20 protein-coding genes are annotated in these 15,349 nt (G+C 65.0%); 8 read left to right on the forward strand and 12 right to left on the reverse strand.

What is annotated here, in order from left to right:
- The first annotated feature begins 57 nt into the window (after positions 1 to 57).
- Positions 58 to 792, forward strand: coding sequence for a response regulator transcription factor (locus B5D62_RS07925; RefSeq protein WP_170920821.1), 735 nt, complete (start codon positions 58 to 60; stop codon positions 790 to 792).
- Between the two features lie 28 nt (positions 793 to 820).
- Here the strand turns inward: B5D62_RS07925 and B5D62_RS07930 are convergent, their stop codons facing one another.
- Together B5D62_RS07930 and B5D62_RS07935 are read right to left on the reverse strand one after the other, a co-directional pair.
- Positions 821 to 2,116, reverse strand: coding sequence for an MFS transporter (locus tag B5D62_RS07930; RefSeq protein ID WP_085933208.1), 1,296 nt, complete (start codon positions 2,114 to 2,116; stop codon positions 821 to 823).
- A 124-nt stretch (positions 2,117 to 2,240) separates the two neighbouring features.
- A complete protein-coding gene (locus B5D62_RS07935; protein ID WP_085933209.1) occupies positions 2,241 to 3,095 on the reverse strand; it encodes an amidohydrolase family protein in 855 nt (284 codons plus the stop codon).
- Between the two features lie 124 nt (positions 3,096 to 3,219).
- On the opposite strand from B5D62_RS07935, the gene B5D62_RS07940 reads away from it, so the two are divergent.
- Both B5D62_RS07940 and B5D62_RS07945 read left to right on the forward strand, forming a co-directional pair.
- Entirely contained in the window at positions 3,220 to 3,465 is a 246-nt protein-coding gene (locus B5D62_RS07940; RefSeq protein ID WP_085933210.1) for a hypothetical protein, read from the forward strand.
- A 102-nt stretch (positions 3,466 to 3,567) separates the two neighbouring features.
- On the forward strand, positions 3,568 to 4,509 hold the full coding sequence (locus B5D62_RS07945; RefSeq protein WP_085933211.1) for a manganese catalase family protein: 942 nt from the start codon (positions 3,568 to 3,570) through the stop codon (positions 4,507 to 4,509).
- A gap of 58 nt (positions 4,510 to 4,567) precedes the next feature.
- Here B5D62_RS07945 and B5D62_RS07950 read toward each other — a convergent pair whose 3' ends face one another.
- The 3 genes from B5D62_RS07950 to B5D62_RS33920 form a co-directional block, all read right to left on the reverse strand.
- A complete protein-coding gene (locus B5D62_RS07950) occupies positions 4,568 to 4,768 on the reverse strand; it encodes a hypothetical protein (RefSeq protein WP_085933212.1) in 201 nt (66 codons plus the stop codon).
- A 66-nt stretch (positions 4,769 to 4,834) separates the two neighbouring features.
- Entirely contained in the window at positions 4,835 to 5,860 is a 1,026-nt protein-coding gene (locus B5D62_RS07955; protein ID WP_231714777.1) for an AsmA family protein, read from the reverse strand.
- Positions 5,826 to 6,743 (reverse strand): AsmA family protein, encoded by a 918-nt coding sequence (locus B5D62_RS33920; RefSeq protein WP_085933214.1) that lies wholly within the window; start codon positions 6,741 to 6,743, stop codon positions 5,826 to 5,828. Before B5D62_RS33920 ends, B5D62_RS07955 begins: the two co-directional genes overlap by 35 nt.
- 90 nt (positions 6,744 to 6,833) lie before the next feature.
- On the opposite strand from B5D62_RS33920, the gene B5D62_RS07965 reads away from it, so the two are divergent.
- A complete protein-coding gene (locus B5D62_RS07965; RefSeq protein WP_085933215.1) occupies positions 6,834 to 7,298 on the forward strand; it encodes a YbaK/EbsC family protein in 465 nt (154 codons plus the stop codon).
- Positions 7,299 to 7,301: 3 nt separating this feature from the next.
- Here the strand turns inward: B5D62_RS07965 and B5D62_RS07970 are convergent, their stop codons facing one another.
- A complete protein-coding gene (locus B5D62_RS07970) occupies positions 7,302 to 8,267 on the reverse strand; it encodes an aldo/keto reductase (RefSeq protein ID WP_085933216.1) in 966 nt (321 codons plus the stop codon).
- 308 nt (positions 8,268 to 8,575) lie between these two features.
- On the opposite strand from B5D62_RS07970, the gene B5D62_RS07975 reads away from it, so the two are divergent.
- Complete coding sequence (locus tag B5D62_RS07975; RefSeq protein WP_085933217.1) at positions 8,576 to 8,875, forward strand: hypothetical protein; 300 nt, start codon at positions 8,576 to 8,578, stop codon at positions 8,873 to 8,875.
- Here B5D62_RS07975 and B5D62_RS07980 read toward each other — a convergent pair.
- On the reverse strand, positions 8,872 to 9,261 hold the full coding sequence (locus B5D62_RS07980) for a VOC family protein (RefSeq protein WP_085933218.1): 390 nt from the start codon (positions 9,259 to 9,261) through the stop codon (positions 8,872 to 8,874). The genes B5D62_RS07975 and B5D62_RS07980 overlap by 4 nt on opposite strands.
- A gap of 111 nt (positions 9,262 to 9,372) precedes the next feature.
- On the opposite strand from B5D62_RS07980, the gene B5D62_RS07985 reads away from it, so the two are divergent.
- Positions 9,373 to 9,621 (forward strand): hypothetical protein, encoded by a 249-nt coding sequence (locus B5D62_RS07985; protein ID WP_085933219.1) that lies wholly within the window; start codon positions 9,373 to 9,375, stop codon positions 9,619 to 9,621.
- Between the two features lie 11 nt (positions 9,622 to 9,632).
- Here B5D62_RS07985 and B5D62_RS07990 read toward each other — a convergent pair whose 3' ends face one another.
- From B5D62_RS07990 to B5D62_RS08010, 5 genes are all read right to left on the reverse strand, one after another.
- Entirely contained in the window at positions 9,633 to 9,893 is a 261-nt protein-coding gene (locus tag B5D62_RS07990; protein WP_085933220.1) for a hypothetical protein, read from the reverse strand.
- A 123-nt stretch (positions 9,894 to 10,016) separates the two neighbouring features.
- Positions 10,017 to 10,328: a hypothetical protein gene (locus tag B5D62_RS07995; RefSeq protein WP_085933221.1), complete on the reverse strand. Its 312-nt coding sequence runs from the start codon at positions 10,326 to 10,328 to the stop codon at positions 10,017 to 10,019.
- Positions 10,329 to 10,341: 13 nt separating this feature from the next.
- On the reverse strand, positions 10,342 to 11,730 hold the full coding sequence (locus tag B5D62_RS08000) for a porin (RefSeq protein WP_269435083.1): 1,389 nt from the start codon (positions 11,728 to 11,730) through the stop codon (positions 10,342 to 10,344).
- 115 nt (positions 11,731 to 11,845) lie between these two features.
- Positions 11,846 to 12,529 (reverse strand): Vgb family protein, encoded by a 684-nt coding sequence (locus B5D62_RS08005; RefSeq protein ID WP_085933577.1) that lies wholly within the window; start codon positions 12,527 to 12,529, stop codon positions 11,846 to 11,848.
- A gap of 25 nt (positions 12,530 to 12,554) precedes the next feature.
- Positions 12,555 to 13,775: a helix-turn-helix domain-containing protein gene (locus B5D62_RS08010; protein ID WP_085933223.1), complete on the reverse strand. Its 1,221-nt coding sequence runs from the start codon at positions 13,773 to 13,775 to the stop codon at positions 12,555 to 12,557.
- Between the two features lie 90 nt (positions 13,776 to 13,865).
- On the opposite strand from B5D62_RS08010, the gene B5D62_RS08015 reads away from it, so the two are divergent.
- Entirely contained in the window at positions 13,866 to 14,630 is a 765-nt protein-coding gene (locus tag B5D62_RS08015) for a DUF899 domain-containing protein (protein WP_085933224.1), read from the forward strand.
- An 8-nt stretch (positions 14,631 to 14,638) separates the two neighbouring features.
- On the forward strand, positions 14,639 to 15,295 hold the full coding sequence (locus B5D62_RS08020; RefSeq protein WP_085933225.1) for a DUF2182 domain-containing protein: 657 nt from the start codon (positions 14,639 to 14,641) through the stop codon (positions 15,293 to 15,295).
- Positions 15,296 to 15,349: the final 54 nt, after the last annotated feature.

The raw sequence follows: 15,349 nt of genomic DNA on the forward strand, positions 1-15,349 counted from the left end.
GGACCTGCGAAAATTATTGGACATTCGGCGGCGGAAGCCGCAGCCAGCAAGATCCGGTTGATCTTCGTCGATGACGACGACGATTTCCGCGAGGCCGCCTCGGCGGAGCTAGAAGACCTCGGCTTCGCCGTCACGACCTATGCCAGTGGAACGGCGCTGCTTGCAGCGATCGAACAGAGCATCAGCGACATTGCCGCCGACGTGATCGTGCTGGACTGGAACATGCCGGACATGACCGGCATCGAGCTGGTGCCGCGCCTGCGTCGTCAGGGTATCAAGCTGCCGATCGTCTTCCTGACCGGGCGCTCGACGCCCTATCTCGAAAGCGCCGCGCTCGACCACGGAGCCCTCGACTTCGTCGACAAGGCGCGCGGCATGCCGATCCTGGCCAAGCGGGTACGGTTGATCTTCGAGTCTTCGAAGCGCCCGCCGGAGCTCGCGGTCGACGAGACGCTGGAATACGGCAAGCTTCAATTGAAGCCGCGCATCAGCCGCGTCTTCTGGAACGGCCTGGACGTCAATCTGACGCTCACGGAATTCAATGTGGTTCGTCTGCTGGCCTCGAACGCGGGCAATCACGTAAGCTACCGGGCCGTCTACGACTGCATGCATCACGTCGGCTTCATCGCCGGCAGCGGCGAGCATGGCTATCGCACCAACGTGCGATCGACCATCAAGCGTATCCGCAACAAGTTCAGGGTGATCGATCCGACCTTTTCCGAGATCGAGAACTATCCCTCATTCGGGTATCGCTGGGGCGGCCCGCCAGAAGCCAAACCGGAAGCCAAGTAAGCCTGCCCGGCGGCCGCGCTGGAATTCGTCAGAGTTTGCGGCCGCGGCTTTCGCGGACGAACCATGTCGCGACGAGACTGATCACGCTCGTCGCCGTGACATACCAGGCCGGCGAAGTGGGATCCTTGGTAACACCAAGCAGCCACGTGATGACGAACTGGGTGCTTCCCCCGAACACCGAAACGCCGATCGCGTAACCGATGGCGACGCCCGTCGCGCGGACGGAGCGTGGCAGCAGCTCCGGAATGGCGGCAAAGGCGGCCGCCCCTCCCAGAGCTGTCAGCCCCATCATCACCACCGTGGTCACGCACAGCATGAGCGCCGTGGGATAGGCCTGGAGCAGCAGGAACAACGGCCACGTTGCCACCGTCAGCACCAGCCGCGGCCAGAGCATCACGGCACGGCGGCCATGACGATCGGCCAGCCAGCCCCCCAGCAGCGAAAGCAGAAAGGTCGCGGCGCCGCCGAGCACCGTTGCGGCGAAGGCTGTCGATGGCGGCAGATGCAACGTCGTCAGGCCGTAGGTGGTCATGTAGTTCGCGGCATAGGTGGAGACGGTGCCACCGAGGATCACGAGAACAGCCAGGACGATGAAGGCGCTTTGCGACCGCAACGACGGACGTTCCGCGTCGGCCTTGGCACGAACCTCTCCTTGCTCGAGCGTCTCCGGCATCGCGTGGCGCAGATACAGCGCCACCGGAACCAGGACGAGGCACAACAGGAACGGGACACGCCAGCCCCAGGCTTCGAGCTCGGCCGGCGCCAGGGCAAGCGACAGGATCATGCCGAGACCGCTGGCAGCCAGGGCCGCCAGGCCTTGGCTTGCCAACTGCCAGCTCGAATAGAAGGCGCGCTTGTTCGGAGGCGCGATCTCGATGAGGAACACGCTCGCGGGTCCCACCTCGCCGCCGAGCGCAAGCCCTTGCACCAGGCGGCAGAACACCACGATAAGCGGCGCGGCGATGCCGATCGTCGCGTAGGACGGCGTCACCGCCAATCCGATCGTTCCGACCGTGATCAGCACGATGGTCAGCAGCATCGCCGGCTTCCGCCCGGCGCGATCGGCATAGGCCCCGATCAACACGCCGCCCAACGGCCGGAACAGGAACCCTACTCCGAACACGCCGACCGACAGCAGCAGACTCGTCATCGGGTTGGAGGTCGGAAAGAAGGTCTTGCCGATATAGACAGCAAAGAAATTGTAGGCGATGAAATCGAAGAACTCGAGCGCATTGCCGGCCACGGTCGCGGCCACGACCTTCACAGGCACACGTTCCGCTCTCGCCTTGCCCGTCGCGAGCGGAACCGCCGTTTCCATCGCCATCAGTCTTCCCCAACCCCCATCAGAATCGCGCCGCTCTCTAGCACAGTGCGCACCTCGAGGGGCAAGGCAAAGCGCCGATCAGGCACTTTCACACGACAAAACGCACACACCGTGCGCGAGGCGCCTAAGGAGCTTTTGCCCGGCCCGTAGGGGTCCAGCCGTAGATCTTCTGCAAGCTTCCCCCCATCAAGGTGAGACGATCGTTGTCACTGAGACGGTCGGTAACGCGAAACGCCTCAACGCCCTCCTTGTAGGTCAGCAGCGCGACGGCGCGCGTCCAGTCCGTTCCCCACATGCAGCGGGCGAAACCGAACGCATCGAAGATGCGGCCCAGTGGATTCCAGATGTCCTTGTACGGGAACTTCTCGTGGGAGAGCGTGCAGGCACCCGTGATCTTGACGGCGACGTTTTCGTGCGATGCCAAGGCCAGCAGCTTCGGCAACTCCCCCCACGCGTCAGAGGGTGCCGGCGGTGCGAAGGGCTGCGCCAGACCGAGGTGATCGACCACCAGTTGGGTATTCGGATGGCGGGTGGCCATCTGTCCGACCTGCTCCAGCCGCCCTCGCGCCAGGAGATTGACCGGAAGGTCGTGTCGGGCCGCCGCGCCCAGCACGCGATTGATGCCGGGATCCGCGGCATCCTCCGACACATCCGGCCCCATCATGATGCGGATCGCAATGGTGCCGTCGATGGCGGCCCACTCGGCGATCGTGTCCTCGACCTTCGGATCGTTCGGATTGACGGGCTTGATGACGGCGAAGCGATCGCGATGCGCCTTCATCACGGCCAGCGCGTAGCTGGCGTCCCAGCGGTACATCGTCCACACGGACACCAGCAGCGCCCCATCGACGCCCACCGCATCCATTGCCTTCACCATGTCCTCGCCGGTGACCTCGGGCGGGCCGGCCAGCACTTCGTGCCACGGCCGTCCGGGATTGTTCCGCTCGTAGCAATGGACCTGCGCGTCGATGGTCAACATGCATCTTCCTCCCGCTGTGTTGGCACGGAGGCTAGGGTTCACCGCTGTGTCATTCAAGGACAACTGCCAAGGACAACTGCAGGACGAGCTTTGCCGGAAACGAAGTTGGCGCTACGCTTGTTTCATGAAGCGAACCATTCTCCTGGCTCTCCTGCTCGCCGGTTGCGGCGGAAGCAATCTCGATACCTCGCGTGGCCCCAATGGCGAGACCATCGTCGGCAATGCCGTGTCGGTCCAGATCACCAATGCCGCCAACCAGCAGGCGGCGTTCTCACTGGCGGAGGACTACTGCCGCAAGAGTCGGCGCGCCGCGCGCTTTGTCGCCCAGACCGGAGCGACGGCGGCCTTCGATTGCGTGAAGGTGGAATAGCCGGCTTCATCGAGTACGGAAACGCACTCCTCCCATACCGCGCGGCAACAACCAAAACGTGGGGCTCGTTCCTGGAAGGTCTCCAACCAGGGAACGGCCAGCATGTTCATCCACAACAAGCGCCTGCAGTACACGGTCCGCGTCGGCGAAACCGATCCGGCGCTCGCTTCCCTCCTTCTCGAGCAATTCGGAGGGCCTGATGGCGAGCTCGCCGCGGCGATGCGGTATTTTACCCAGGCTCTTGCCGAATCCGACCCCGGCCGCAAGGACATGCTCCTCGATATCGCCACCGAGGAACTGAGCCATCTCGAGGTGATCGGCTCGATCGTGGCGATGCTCAACAAGGGGGTGAAAGCCCAGATCGCCGAAGCGACGATGGAAGAGGCGGAACTTTATCGATCCCTCACGGCAGGAGGCGACAGCCACACCCAGTCGATCCTGTATGGCGGTGGCCCGTCCCTCACCAACTCGTCCGGCGTGCCTTGGACGGCGGCCTACATCGACAGCCGAGGCGAGCCGACGTGCGACCTTCGCTCAAACATCGCAGCGGAGAGCCGAGCCAAGATCATCTACGAGCGGCTGATCAACATCACCGACGATCCCGGCATCAAGGACGCTCTCGGCTTCCTGATGACGCGGGAGATCTCGCATCAGAAGTCGTTCGAAAAGGCGCTCTACGCCATCACGGAGAATTTCCCGCCGGGCAAGCTCCAGGGCATTGCTCCCTATGCCGACATGTATGTGAACACCTCGCAGGGCGAAGGAGACACGGTCGGGCCTTGGAACAAGGGGCCGCAATGGCAGAAGGTCGACGATCTTGAGAAGGTCATGCCGGCCGACAAGGGCGATGGCCACGCGACGGTCAAGCTCTCGGCCGATCAGACCGCGGTGGCCAGGCAGGCGATGCAGCGGACGGCGTCAGATCCCGACAGCGATCCGGCGACCGGGGCGGATCTCGGGGCTGGTCCCGGTGCGGGCAAGATCACGGGTGGCGAAGATACGGGCGCCGCGAAGAATGTGAAGCATGCGGCGAAGAAAAGCTGACTGATATTCGAGGTCCGCTCCCCCCCAGTGTCGTCCAGGGCGCCGCGATGGGGTGCCCTCAATCCCTTACCGTGAGATCGACGGCGCGCGCCTTGTGGGCATAGATATCGATCTTGGCCCACATGCGGGCGCGGACCACGTTTTCCGCCTGGGCCTCGGTCGCGAAAGGGCCGTGCCAGACCATGGTCTCGGGAACGGGCTTGTTCCAGTTCGCCCGTCCGTTTTCGATCTGATACTCGGCCTCGAACACAAACCACATCGCGCAAACTCCGCTTTGCTCTCGCGGCCGTCTCTTACACCCGGTGCTCCTGGCCTGCGAGGGGGATCACGGCTTTCCGGCCAGCAATTGCTGCGCCAGGGCTTCGCAGGCGAGGTCCTTGGCGGTGCCGATGACCGGATGGGGGATCGGCCGCTCCACAGCGATCGTGGGCGCCCGAATCTTGCCAGTGATCGAAACCGGTCCATGAAGATCGAGGAGATCGAACTTTTTCGGGTCCGCCAATATCTTGACATTGACCACTTGAGACGACAGCCCGGCCTGGCCTTCGACGCGCAGCACCGATTTCTGGGTATCCAGCAGCGTCCGGTCGAACGTCACCGTGCCGTTGCGGAAGTCGAGGCGTCCGAGGGCACAGCGGATCGGAATGCGGTGATCGCCGGTCACATAAAGCACCAGCGCATCGACGATCTGCAGGCCTGCGAGACTCACCATCAGGTCGCTGATGGCGCCGCCCTCCATGACCACCTCGACACTGCCGTTCGCGGCTCCCATGACCTGAGCCAGCGAGCGACCGGCACCGACCAACTGCACCCGCCCCCGGATCTGGCCCTGCGTCGTCCCGAAGAAGCGCGATCCGCGAAAAAAGGCGCCGAAATCCAGGTTCGTCAGCGCCAGCCCTGCGCGCACCGTCGGAACATCGCGTCGGGCATCAATTCCCAATTCACCACCGATCTGGCCACCGGCAACCGCCATGGCCAAGGGGTTCACGGTCGCGACACCATTGTCGACGAGAACCCGGAATCTGAGCGCCGTTACCGGCAAATAGGATGGCGCCACCACCCGCTTGGCATCGAGCGTCACGTCCATGTTCATGGCCCGCAGACGCTCGACATGCAGCGGAACGTTGGGAAAGAGTTCCCCTCGTGCTTCCAGTTGCTGCTCCGTCGCGGCCTGCTGCGGCGAGATATTGCCGCGATTGCCAGGAGGCGCGCCGACCAGAGGAGCGAGATCGGCGAAGACCAGTTTTTGCGACACGAGGTTTGCCGTGAGGTGCGACGGCTGTTGGCTGTCGTCGATCAGAATATCTCCTGCGAGATCACTGTCGCCCGCATGCCAGGTCGAATCGGTCACCTTCCATTTGCCAGGCTCGCGATCGAGGCGACCAGTGATGCGATAAGGCGGCGTCGGAGGACCGGGAATGCCGAGCAACGGGTAGATATCGGCGAGGTTCGGGCCCGACAGGGCAAGCTGCACATTGGCCCCCCTTCCACTGGATGGGGTCCTGCAAGGTGCCCTTGATAGCGAGCTTTGTGGCGCCATAATCGATGTCGAGATCGACAGGATATGGCTTGTCGGTCTGGCGCAGCATTACCGCCGAGCCGCCGACGAAGTTGACGGCCAGTGGCTGGTTCTCGAGCTTGCCCTTCAGCTGGAGCCGTGCCTCAGGCTGGCCACCGGCCTGACCGGTCGCCGTCGAGATCGTCCCCTCGAGATCGATCTTGCGCTTGAGGTCGCTGTAGGTCACCTGCCCATCGGTGATGTCGAGTTCGGCAATCAGCGGAGTCTGGTGACGCTCCTTGGGCGCGGCTGCTTTGGCCACACCGGCCACGACCGGACTCTGCTCCGGGCTCCAGTTGGCCTGGTCCTGCTGATTGCGCTCCATATGCAGCTCGGGCTTGAGCAAGGTCAGCCTCGGCAACACGAAGTCGCCGCGCAGCAGCGGCCACAGGCGTATGTCGAAATCCACCGCCTGGGCTTTGAGCATGTGGTCAGCCTTGCCCCAGTCGGCGTTCGCTACCTGGACGTCCGCAAGGTGGACGTGCGAGGTCCAGCCCCAGTCGATGCCGATCTTCCCGATCGTGGTCTTGCGGCCGGACAGGGCGGATGCACGGCTCTCGAACTGACGATGCACGAAGTCTGAGGTAACGAACAGATACGCCCCTGCCGCTGATAGCCCAATCAGCGCAGCCAGGATGCCGACCGACCAGCTCACGACCTTGGCAGTGCGTGTCATGATCGAGCGGAACGATCCAGCTACGACGGCGGTTCCATGCCGGCGAGTGCCGATATTGGATCACGGTCAGCGAGCCGATAGGATTGCCCCATGACAGTCGAAAGTGTCCGCGCCTTTCTGGATGAGCATGCCCCCGACATCAAGATCATCGAACTGCCTGACAGCACCGCCACCGTCGAGATGGCTGCCAAGGGTCATGGCGTTCTGCCCGCCCAGATCGCCAAGACCTTATCACTCAGGATCAAGGATCGAGTCCTCCTGGTCGTCGCCTCGGGCACGGCCCGGCTCAACAACCGCAAGATCAAGGATCTGCTCGGCGGCAAGCCGCGCATGCTTGCGGCCGAGGAAGTCGCCGAGCTGACCGGCCATCCTGTCGGCGGGGTTTGTCCATTCGGCCTCGCCACGCCGCTTCCGGTCTATTGCGACCTGTCCCTGAAAGCGTTCGACGAAATCCTGCCGGCCGCCGGGTCGACGCATTCGGCGTTGCGCATCACCCCCGATCGGCTGGCGGCTCTGGTCAAGGCCGAATGGGTCGATGTCTGCGATCAGCCGTGACGCCTACTTCTTCTGTTCCTCGGATCGGTCGGTTGCCGGCGGTGGCGCACGGGAAAGATCGGCGATCTCGGCGCGCAACCCGGGAGTCATCGCGATCTCGACCGCGGCGAGCGAATCCTTCAGCTGGTCGAGATTGCGGGCGCCGATGATGGGGGCGGTAACCGCAGGATGCGCTCCGACCCAGGCGATGGCGGTGCTGACCGGATGCAGCCCTCTCTCCCGACAGAAGGCAACGTACCGCTCCGCCACCTCGATCATCCAGGCGTCGCCGTAGCGCGCCTCATACATCTTGTTGGTCCTGAGCCGCCCCGAGGCCTGGCCGAAATACTTGCCAGACAGCAGTCCGGCCGCCGCCGGACTGTAGGGCATCACTCCCAATCCGTTGGCTTCCGCCATGGGCAGAATCTCCACCTCGGCCTGGCGCTTGACGAGGTTATACATCGGCTGGATGACCTGCAGCCGTGCCCAGCCCTGGCGCTCCTCGATATCGATGGCTCGCTGGATCTGCCACGCCGCCCAATTGCTGATGGCCGGATAGATCACCTTCCCGGCGCGCACGAGATCCTCCAGCGCCCGGATCGATTCCTCGATCGGCGTGAGTTGATCCCACTGATGCAGGAACAGCACATCGACACGGTCCGTCTGCAGACGCCGAAGACTGGCTTCCACCGCCCGCACGATATGGCGCCGGGACAACCCACGGGCATTTGCGTCGGGACCGATCGGGTTGAAGCATTTGGTCGTCAGCACGAGCTCGTCGCGATGCCCTTTCGCCAACCGGCCCAGAATTTCTTCCGACTTGCCGCCGGCATAGGCATCGGCGCAGTCGAAGAAATTGATGCCGGCCTCCCGGCAGGCCTTGTACATCGCCGTCGACATCGCCTCGTCTGCATCACCCCCGAACGACATGGTACCGAAGCAAAGCTCTGAAACGGAAATGCCGGTACGGCCAAGCAATCGGGTCTTCATGGGCGGGTTCCTGCGGTTTCGTCGTCGAGCTTCGCCCCATCACAGGCAGTGAGCCAGTGAGCGTTGCGGCCGGCGAACACGATGGCATGTCGGTGAATCGTCCTTCAAGGGTGGCGATCGCAACGCCGGATACACATGGCGATCACTTCCCTGCGACATTCAGACTCTCGCCGGCCGACCGCCACCTTTCTGCCGCATCGGGTCAGCACTCTAGGGTGAACTCGATTTCATGCGGGAACGATTGGCTGTTCCGCTCCGTATGGAAGAGAGAGCCCCCTCGACCGACGCTTCCGGAAGGAGCCAACAACATGCTCAGCACCTTCATCGAGAACACGGCAGTCCGTACGATCCATGTGCCGATTACCCTGAAGAAGCGCGCGACCGCGGAGGAGATCCAGGCCGACCTGCAGGAGCGGATCGACCGCCTTGTCGCCCGCGATCCGCGGTTCGTGGGCTGCCTGGCACCCACGCCCCGTCGCGTCTCCCCGAAGAGCGAGAGTGCTCCCAACTGGATCGTCGACGGCTTCCCCGGCCTTGCCTCCGGCTGCTTCATGGCTCTGGTGAAGCTCGTCGACCAGGCCCGCCTGGAATACGAACTGATCGACTAGGCGTAGGTCGAGATCTCGATCAGATTGCCGTCGGGATCTCGACAATAGACCGATGTCATCGGGCCGAGGGCGCCGGTCTTCGTCACCGGACCCTGCGCGACTTCGACGCCGCAGGTTCGTAGATGCCCGATGACCTCCTGCGGTGATTGCCGGGTGACGAAGCAGAGATCGAGCGACCCTGGCACGTCGTTCTCGGCGGTCCACCAGTTCGCTGTGCCGGTCTGCCGCACATTGAATTTCTGCTGGCCGAATTTCAGCGCCACCCGTCGCTCCGGCCCGAACACCTCCCGCGCCATGCCCAGCACGCGCTCGTACCACGCTGCGGTGGCTTCCACGTCGCGGCAGTTGATGACGATATGATCGATCCGCTCGACGGCGATGGACATGATGCGATCCTCCTCGGATTGAGCATAGCCTGATCAGGGGAGGATATTCAGGTACCGGCGGTTGCAGGCCTGTGGCATCAATGCAACGTCACTTCCCGGAGTACCTGGACGATGCAGCCTCAGCCCAGCGATGTCTTGATTCAGCTCGTTCCCCTTATGCTTATACAACTCGTCCTGCTCTTCGCGGTCGTCCCGCTCGCCCTGAAAGCCAGCCGGAGAGCGTGGGCCTGGATCGTCTTCGCGGTCATTCCCATCTTCGGCCTGTTGGCGATCCCGATCCTTGTTGCACGAGCACTGGCCGGCCTGATCGGCCGCGTCGACGCGCTGTCCTCGCAGCTCGACTTGAAAAGAAACGCCTGAACCGTCAGGCGCTAGGAGCGCTTCGGCAAGGTGAAGCCCGAAGCGCGCAGCTTCCTCTCCAGCACGGCGATGCCGCGGGCGGTGTTTCCGGAATTGCAGTCCTGGATGGCCTGCTGCGTATCCGGATCCGGCCCCATGCCGCCCATCGCGCCGGCGCTGCCGAGATAGCGGCGCGCCAGCGCACCCAATTCGGCACAGTACGAAGCGTCATCGGCGTGGACCGCCGTCGGCAGCAGGCTGCAAACGACCGCCACCAAAAACCTGCGCTTCATCGTGCTCCCCATCACGCGTCCCCATTCCGATCGAACAGCAGAAACACCTGGCCTGCGATCAAGGGCCCATACTTCACAATCGGAGGCGTTTCCACGCCGATGTTCTGTGGCGCAGATCTCAGCCTACGGCGTAGGGAATGTATATCCGGCGTTGCGCGCTTCCGTCTCGAGGATGGCAACGCCCTCGGCATACCGACCGGAGGCGCAGAGCGCGAGGGCGACATCGGCCCGGAAGCGACGACCGGACAGATGCTGCGAGCCCTTCTCGCTGTCGTACCGCACCAGCCAGCCGCGCAGTTGGTCACAGGTGGCGGCGGTTGCCGGCAAGATCGTCTTCGGCTGGCCGAACGCCGGGACCACCGCCAGAAGGAAACCGACGCCGACCGCCGCAAGCGCCGACGCCGCGAAGAACCGGTTGGCGTGGAAGGACGACATCGCCACCCTCTTCTTAGAAGTGCAGGTCCATGCCCAGCAGCGCCGCCCAGCTCTGGGCGGCGACCGCGTTGGACGGACCGGTGAGATTGGTGAAGACGGCCCCGCCCACCAGCTTGACGCCGGGGCCGAGCTGATAGGTCGCGCCCAGTTCGATGTAGGAAGCCGTCAGGGTGCCGAAGGTGGCCGCGCCGGCGCTCTGATTGCTGCCGAAATAGACCGACGATGTTGCCGCCGCCGCGACCGAGCAGGTGCTGGTCGAACCCTGCGCGCAATTGAGCAGCGACGGCGAACCATTGCCATTGTCGTTGGTGGCCACGGCGAAGCCGGCGGACATCTGCCACGGCCCGGTCTCGTACATCACCGCCGCCGCCCAGGTCCGCGTGTCATTGTCACCGCCGGTATAGCCGTTGCGGCCGAGCCCCATATTGTCCCAGCCCCACGAGCCGCCGACGGTAAAGCCGCGGAAGCCGAACTGCACGCCGATCACGGTCTGGTTCCAGGACGACAGGTTGGCGCCGTTGATCGTATTGTAGGCCGACTGCACCTGGTTAAGGCTCGGGCTGAAGGTCATGGTCGAGAAGCCGCCATAGAACGCTACATAGAGATCGCCGAACTTGTTGAGGTAATTGGCGGCCACGGCCACGGCATTGAGCCAGGAATTGTCGTTGATCGGACAGCCGTTGGCGGCCGTCGCGGCAGGAAAGCCACAGACACCGGCGACTCCGCTGGTCGGTCCCGAATTCAGGCCCCAGATGGAGCCGGGCTGGGTCCTGGGCTGCACTTTCGGTGCATAGCTGGCACCGATCTGGAAGCCCCAGATGCGCGGCGTGTAATAGTTGATGCGGTTGGGCTTGTTCTGCTCCACGTCGATGGTGCTGCCATCGAGACGAAGGGCCGCGACGTTGAAGCCGCGCGCGACCGGATTGGACCACGAGAAGTTGGAGTTGTGCTTGAGGAAGCCCCAGCCGGGCAGCGCCGACGGCGCACCGTAATACATGGTGTAGGCGGCGCCGTCCTTGGCACCGAACTCGACCCTGCCCCAATCGGCGAAGGCATACATGTACGCCTCGTCGACCGCGCGCACATCCGTACCGGCCGACCCGTAGGAGGGATCCCAGGCTTCGAGCTGGACACGGATGCCAACCGAGGTTCCGTTGTCCAGCTTCGTCACGCCGTTGAAATAGATCTCGCCCTGCTGGATGAACTGGATGCCGTTATATTGCACCGACGTTCCGTTGAGGGCGTAGTTGCCCTCCATGGCACCGGCGAGAACGTAAAACTGATAATAGCCACCGACGCCGATCTTGATGGGATCAGCCGCCAGGGCGGGATCCGCCACCAGCCCGCCGATCGCGAGAGAGGTGGACGCAAGGGCGGTGGACCCAAGACATAACCGCCTCACGCACTCCTCCGCCGCATCGATGGACGGAGGTCTCTCTAACGTCGGTTGTCGTCACTCAGGCGACATCAACTTTAAAGTTCTGTGATCGGCCCTCGCCGCTTGGGGCCGCGCTCGATTATTCGCCGGTGCGTATCCCGCGTGCGACGGAACCATTGCCGAGTGCAGAGTCTCGCCGCGGGCGGCGAATCGCTCTCACCTTCCCGCTTTTCCCGCCGCCGCAAAAGAACCGGTCGCCGCCGTCGGACTCCAGGCCCGAAACGCCGACTCCCGGTGGCATCTCGAGACGCTCCAGCACATCGCCGGATCGAGGATCGATCCGGCGCACATCGCTCTCCTCGCCTTCCCAGGTGCCGTGCCACAGCTCGCCATCGACCCAGCTGACACCGGTGACGAAGCGATTGGATTCGATCGTGCGCAGGATCGCGCCGGTATCGGGATCGAGCTGATGGATCTTACGGTTCCGATACTGCCCCACCCACAACGTCCCTTCGGCCCAGGCGAGCCCGGAACCGCCGCCGCTCGGCGCCGGGATCGTGGCCAGGACGCGGCCCGTCGCCGGATCGATCTTCTGGATACGCTCATCGGCGAGCTGAAACAGGTGCCGGCCATCGAACGCCGTCCCGGCATGCGCCGGCACCTCGATCGAGCGCAGTGTCGCTCCGGTCTCGGGATCCAGTGCCTTGAGCGCATCCCCCGCGGCAAACCAGACACGGTGTCCGTCGAAGGTGACGCCGCCCACCTGGTCCACGCCGGGGAACGGACCGTACTCGCGAATGATCTCGGCTGCTGATCGTTTCATGTCTTCCATCCTGGTTGCCGGCATCCTAGTCGCCCGGCAGAAACGCAGGGAGTAACAACGCGGTCGTGAATCCCGGCACCGGCGGCGTCATCCATCGGCGCGCGCGTCCGCGGCCGAACGACTGCACCTTGCCGGCCGCCGCCAGCGAATCGAGGGCCCGCTGCACGGTGCGTTGGCTGGCGCCCAAGGCCAATGCCAGCGCTGAGCTCGACCAAGACTCACCGTCGGCCAGGAACGCCAGGACCGCGCCATGCTCCTCCTCGACCGGCCGTGCCAGCACCGCGATCGTGCCATCGCGACGGGGCGCCAGCGCAAATCCCCGCTTGGTGGCGCGCAGGTCGGCCAGCGGTCGAAGCAGGGTGCGCAACCGTCCGACCTCGACTCGCAACCGCACGCGATGCGATTCGTCGGCAACCTTGCCGCGAAAGGCCAGCGCGATGAGCGCATCGCGGGCCACATCGCCAGGCCACGCCTCGGCCAGCGCGCGCGCGAGTACGAACAGGACCGGCCGCGTCGCCAGCGACACAACCGTGCCGGCCTGGCGCACAGCATGACGGCAGGCATCGACGACGAGGACCTGCGAGGCCAACACGGTCTCGACCGCGTCGAGCCGCAGCACCCGCTCCTCGCCGCGCTCGATCAGGCGCGCGGCCGGCGCATCGAGCGTTCGGGCAGCGCTTTCGACCTCCGCCGTCAGCGCCGGAATATCGGCCTGCCGCGCGGCCTCCGCGGCCCGGGTCAACGCCGTCCGCGCGGCCTTCGTGCGCAGCCGCCGGATCGCGATGCCGGCAACGACCAGCTCGTGAGCAGTCCGCAACGCGGGCGGACACGGCGCCGGATCGAGCGCCGCGAGCGCGCGTTCGGCCTCGTCGAGGCGGCCGATCAGCAGCAGGCGCCGGACCTCGAGATAGCCGGCATGCGCAGCATTCACCGGGTCGCCTTGTTCGTCGAGGATCGCCCGCGCCATGTCGAGTGTCTTGGCCGGCCAGCCGAGGTCGCGCGACGCCAGCGCGATCTCGGCCTCGGCGACGACGCAGCGCGCGCGGGCCACGGCCTCCTTCGGTCCGAAGGCACGCGCTGCCCGGCGCAACAGGCTGCGGGCGCGCTCGAGATCGCCGAGCTGCGCCATGGCGATGCCGCGCAGCGCCAACGCCGCCGCATCGTCGCGCAGCGCGACGCGGTTCAGCGCGCCGAGAGGATCACCGGCGGCGAGGGCGCGCGCCGCGGCCGTGATCAGAGAGTCCATTCGAATCCCGCCACACTTGTCACTCTCACCGTCCGCAGCCCGACCCTTATCTATCCCACGCCCATCAACCGCCCGAAAGGGAGAAGGATCATGACGACACACATCACGGGAACGCGCGAACAGTGGCTGACCGCACGGCTCGACCTGCTCGAGGCCGAGAAGGAACTGACGCGGCGCGGCGACGAGCTGGCGCGCCGCCGCCAGGCGTTGCCCTGGGTCCGCGTCGAGAAGGACTATCGCTTCGACACCGAGGACGGCACCGTCTCGCTGGCGGACCTCTTCAAGGGCCGCTCGCAGCTCCTCGTCTATCACTTCATGTTCGGGCCCGACTACAAGGCCGGCTGCCCCTCCTGCTCGTCGGTGGCCGATGGCTTCGATGGCTCCGTCGTGCATCTCGCCAACCATGATGTGGCGCTGACGGCGGTGTCGCGGGCGCCGCTCGCCAAGCTGCAGGCCTACAAGCGGCGCATGGGCTGGAGCTTCCCGTGGGCGTCCTCGCAGGGCGGCGACTTCAACTTCGACTTCAACGTCTCCTTCACCGAGACGCAGCAGCGCGAGGGCGGCATCGACTACAACTTCCGCCGCGGCGGCCATGCCATGGACATGACGCCAGCTCCGGCGCCGGTCGTCGAGTTCGCCGCCACCTGCGGCACCGACGCCGCCACCTATGCCCGCGACCGGCCCGGCATGAGCGCCTTCGTGATCGAGGACGGCGTCGTCTATCACACCTACTCCACCTACGCGCGCGGCGTGGACGGCATCTGGAGCATGTACCAGTGGCTCGACCGCGCGCCCAAGGGACGCAACGAGGCTGGCGTGTGGTGGCGCCGCCACGACGAATACGGCGCGCGCTGAGACCGGCCATGGACGCGATGCCGATCTGCGGCCGGACCGGGCTCGACGGCGCGGCATCCTTCCTCGGCATGTGGAGCGTGATGATGGCAGCGATGATGCTGCCATCGCTGCTGCCGACGCTGTGGCGCTATCGTCAGACCCTCGGTTGCCAGATGCTCGATGGCCAGACCCTCGATAACCTGCCGGCAGGACGTCCTGATCTGCTGACCGCGCTGGTGGGAGCGGGCTATCTCGCTGTCTGGATCGCTTCGGGCCTGATCGTCCTGCCCCTCGACGCGGCAGTGACGGCGATCGAGAGCGACGGTCCGCTCGTCCCGGGCGCGATCGTCGTGATGGCCGGCATGTTCCAGTTCACCGCCTGGAAGACTCGCACCCTCACCGGCTGCCGCGAGATGCCGACACGCGACCGGCTGGTGCCGGCGAACGCTGTCACGGCCTGGCGACACGGCGTGCGCCTTGGCGTTCACTGCGTCTGTAGTTGCGCCGGCCTGACGGCGGTCCTGCTCGTCGTCGGGCTGATGGACTTGCGCGCGATGCTGCTCGTCACGGCAGCGGTCACGCTCGAACGCCTGGCGCCCAATGGGCCGCGCACCGCACAGGCGCTCGGCATCGTCATCGTCGCCATCGGCCTGCTGCTCGGCGCCCGCGGCATCGCCCTCGCCTGACACGCCATCGGGTGTCGCATGGTCACAGGCACCGGAGGACAAAGCACGCTATCT

The sequence above is a fragment of the Enhydrobacter aerosaccus genome, assembly GCF_900167455.1.
In the GTDB taxonomy this organism is placed as follows: domain Bacteria; phylum Pseudomonadota; class Alphaproteobacteria; order Reyranellales; family Reyranellaceae; genus Reyranella; species Reyranella aerosaccus.

Coding starts and splice junctions, on each gene's coding strand:
- B5D62_RS07930 (WP_085933208.1), bottom strand. CDS start 2,116: ATGGCGATGGAAACGGCGGTTCCGCTCGCGACGGGCAAGGCGAGAGCG.
- B5D62_RS07935 (WP_085933209.1), bottom strand. CDS start 3,095: ATGTTGACCATCGACGCGCAGGTCCATTGCTACGAGCGGAACAATCCC.
- B5D62_RS07940 (WP_085933210.1), top strand. CDS start 3,220: ATGAAGCGAACCATTCTCCTGGCTCTCCTGCTCGCCGGTTGCGGCGGA.
- B5D62_RS07945 (WP_085933211.1), top strand. CDS start 3,568: ATGTTCATCCACAACAAGCGCCTGCAGTACACGGTCCGCGTCGGCGAA.
- B5D62_RS07950 (WP_085933212.1), bottom strand. CDS start 4,768: ATGTGGTTTGTGTTCGAGGCCGAGTATCAGATCGAAAACGGACGGGCG.
- B5D62_RS33920 (WP_085933214.1), bottom strand. CDS start 6,743: ATGACACGCACTGCCAAGGTCGTGAGCTGGTCGGTCGGCATCCTGGCT.
- B5D62_RS07965 (WP_085933215.1), top strand. CDS start 6,834: ATGACAGTCGAAAGTGTCCGCGCCTTTCTGGATGAGCATGCCCCCGAC.
- B5D62_RS07970 (WP_085933216.1), bottom strand. CDS start 8,267: ATGAAGACCCGATTGCTTGGCCGTACCGGCATTTCCGTTTCAGAGCTT.
- B5D62_RS07975 (WP_085933217.1), top strand. CDS start 8,576: ATGCTCAGCACCTTCATCGAGAACACGGCAGTCCGTACGATCCATGTG.
- B5D62_RS07980 (WP_085933218.1), bottom strand. CDS start 9,261: ATGTCCATCGCCGTCGAGCGGATCGATCATATCGTCATCAACTGCCGC.
- B5D62_RS07985 (WP_085933219.1), top strand. CDS start 9,373: ATGCAGCCTCAGCCCAGCGATGTCTTGATTCAGCTCGTTCCCCTTATG.
- B5D62_RS07990 (WP_085933220.1), bottom strand. CDS start 9,893: ATGAAGCGCAGGTTTTTGGTGGCGGTCGTTTGCAGCCTGCTGCCGACG.
- B5D62_RS07995 (WP_085933221.1), bottom strand. CDS start 10,328: ATGTCGTCCTTCCACGCCAACCGGTTCTTCGCGGCGTCGGCGCTTGCG.
- B5D62_RS08005 (WP_085933577.1), bottom strand. CDS start 12,529: ATGAAACGATCAGCAGCCGAGATCATTCGCGAGTACGGTCCGTTCCCC.
- B5D62_RS08010 (WP_085933223.1), bottom strand. CDS start 13,775: ATGGACTCTCTGATCACGGCCGCGGCGCGCGCCCTCGCCGCCGGTGAT.
- B5D62_RS08015 (WP_085933224.1), top strand. CDS start 13,866: ATGACGACACACATCACGGGAACGCGCGAACAGTGGCTGACCGCACGG.
- B5D62_RS08020 (WP_085933225.1), top strand. CDS start 14,639: ATGGACGCGATGCCGATCTGCGGCCGGACCGGGCTCGACGGCGCGGCA.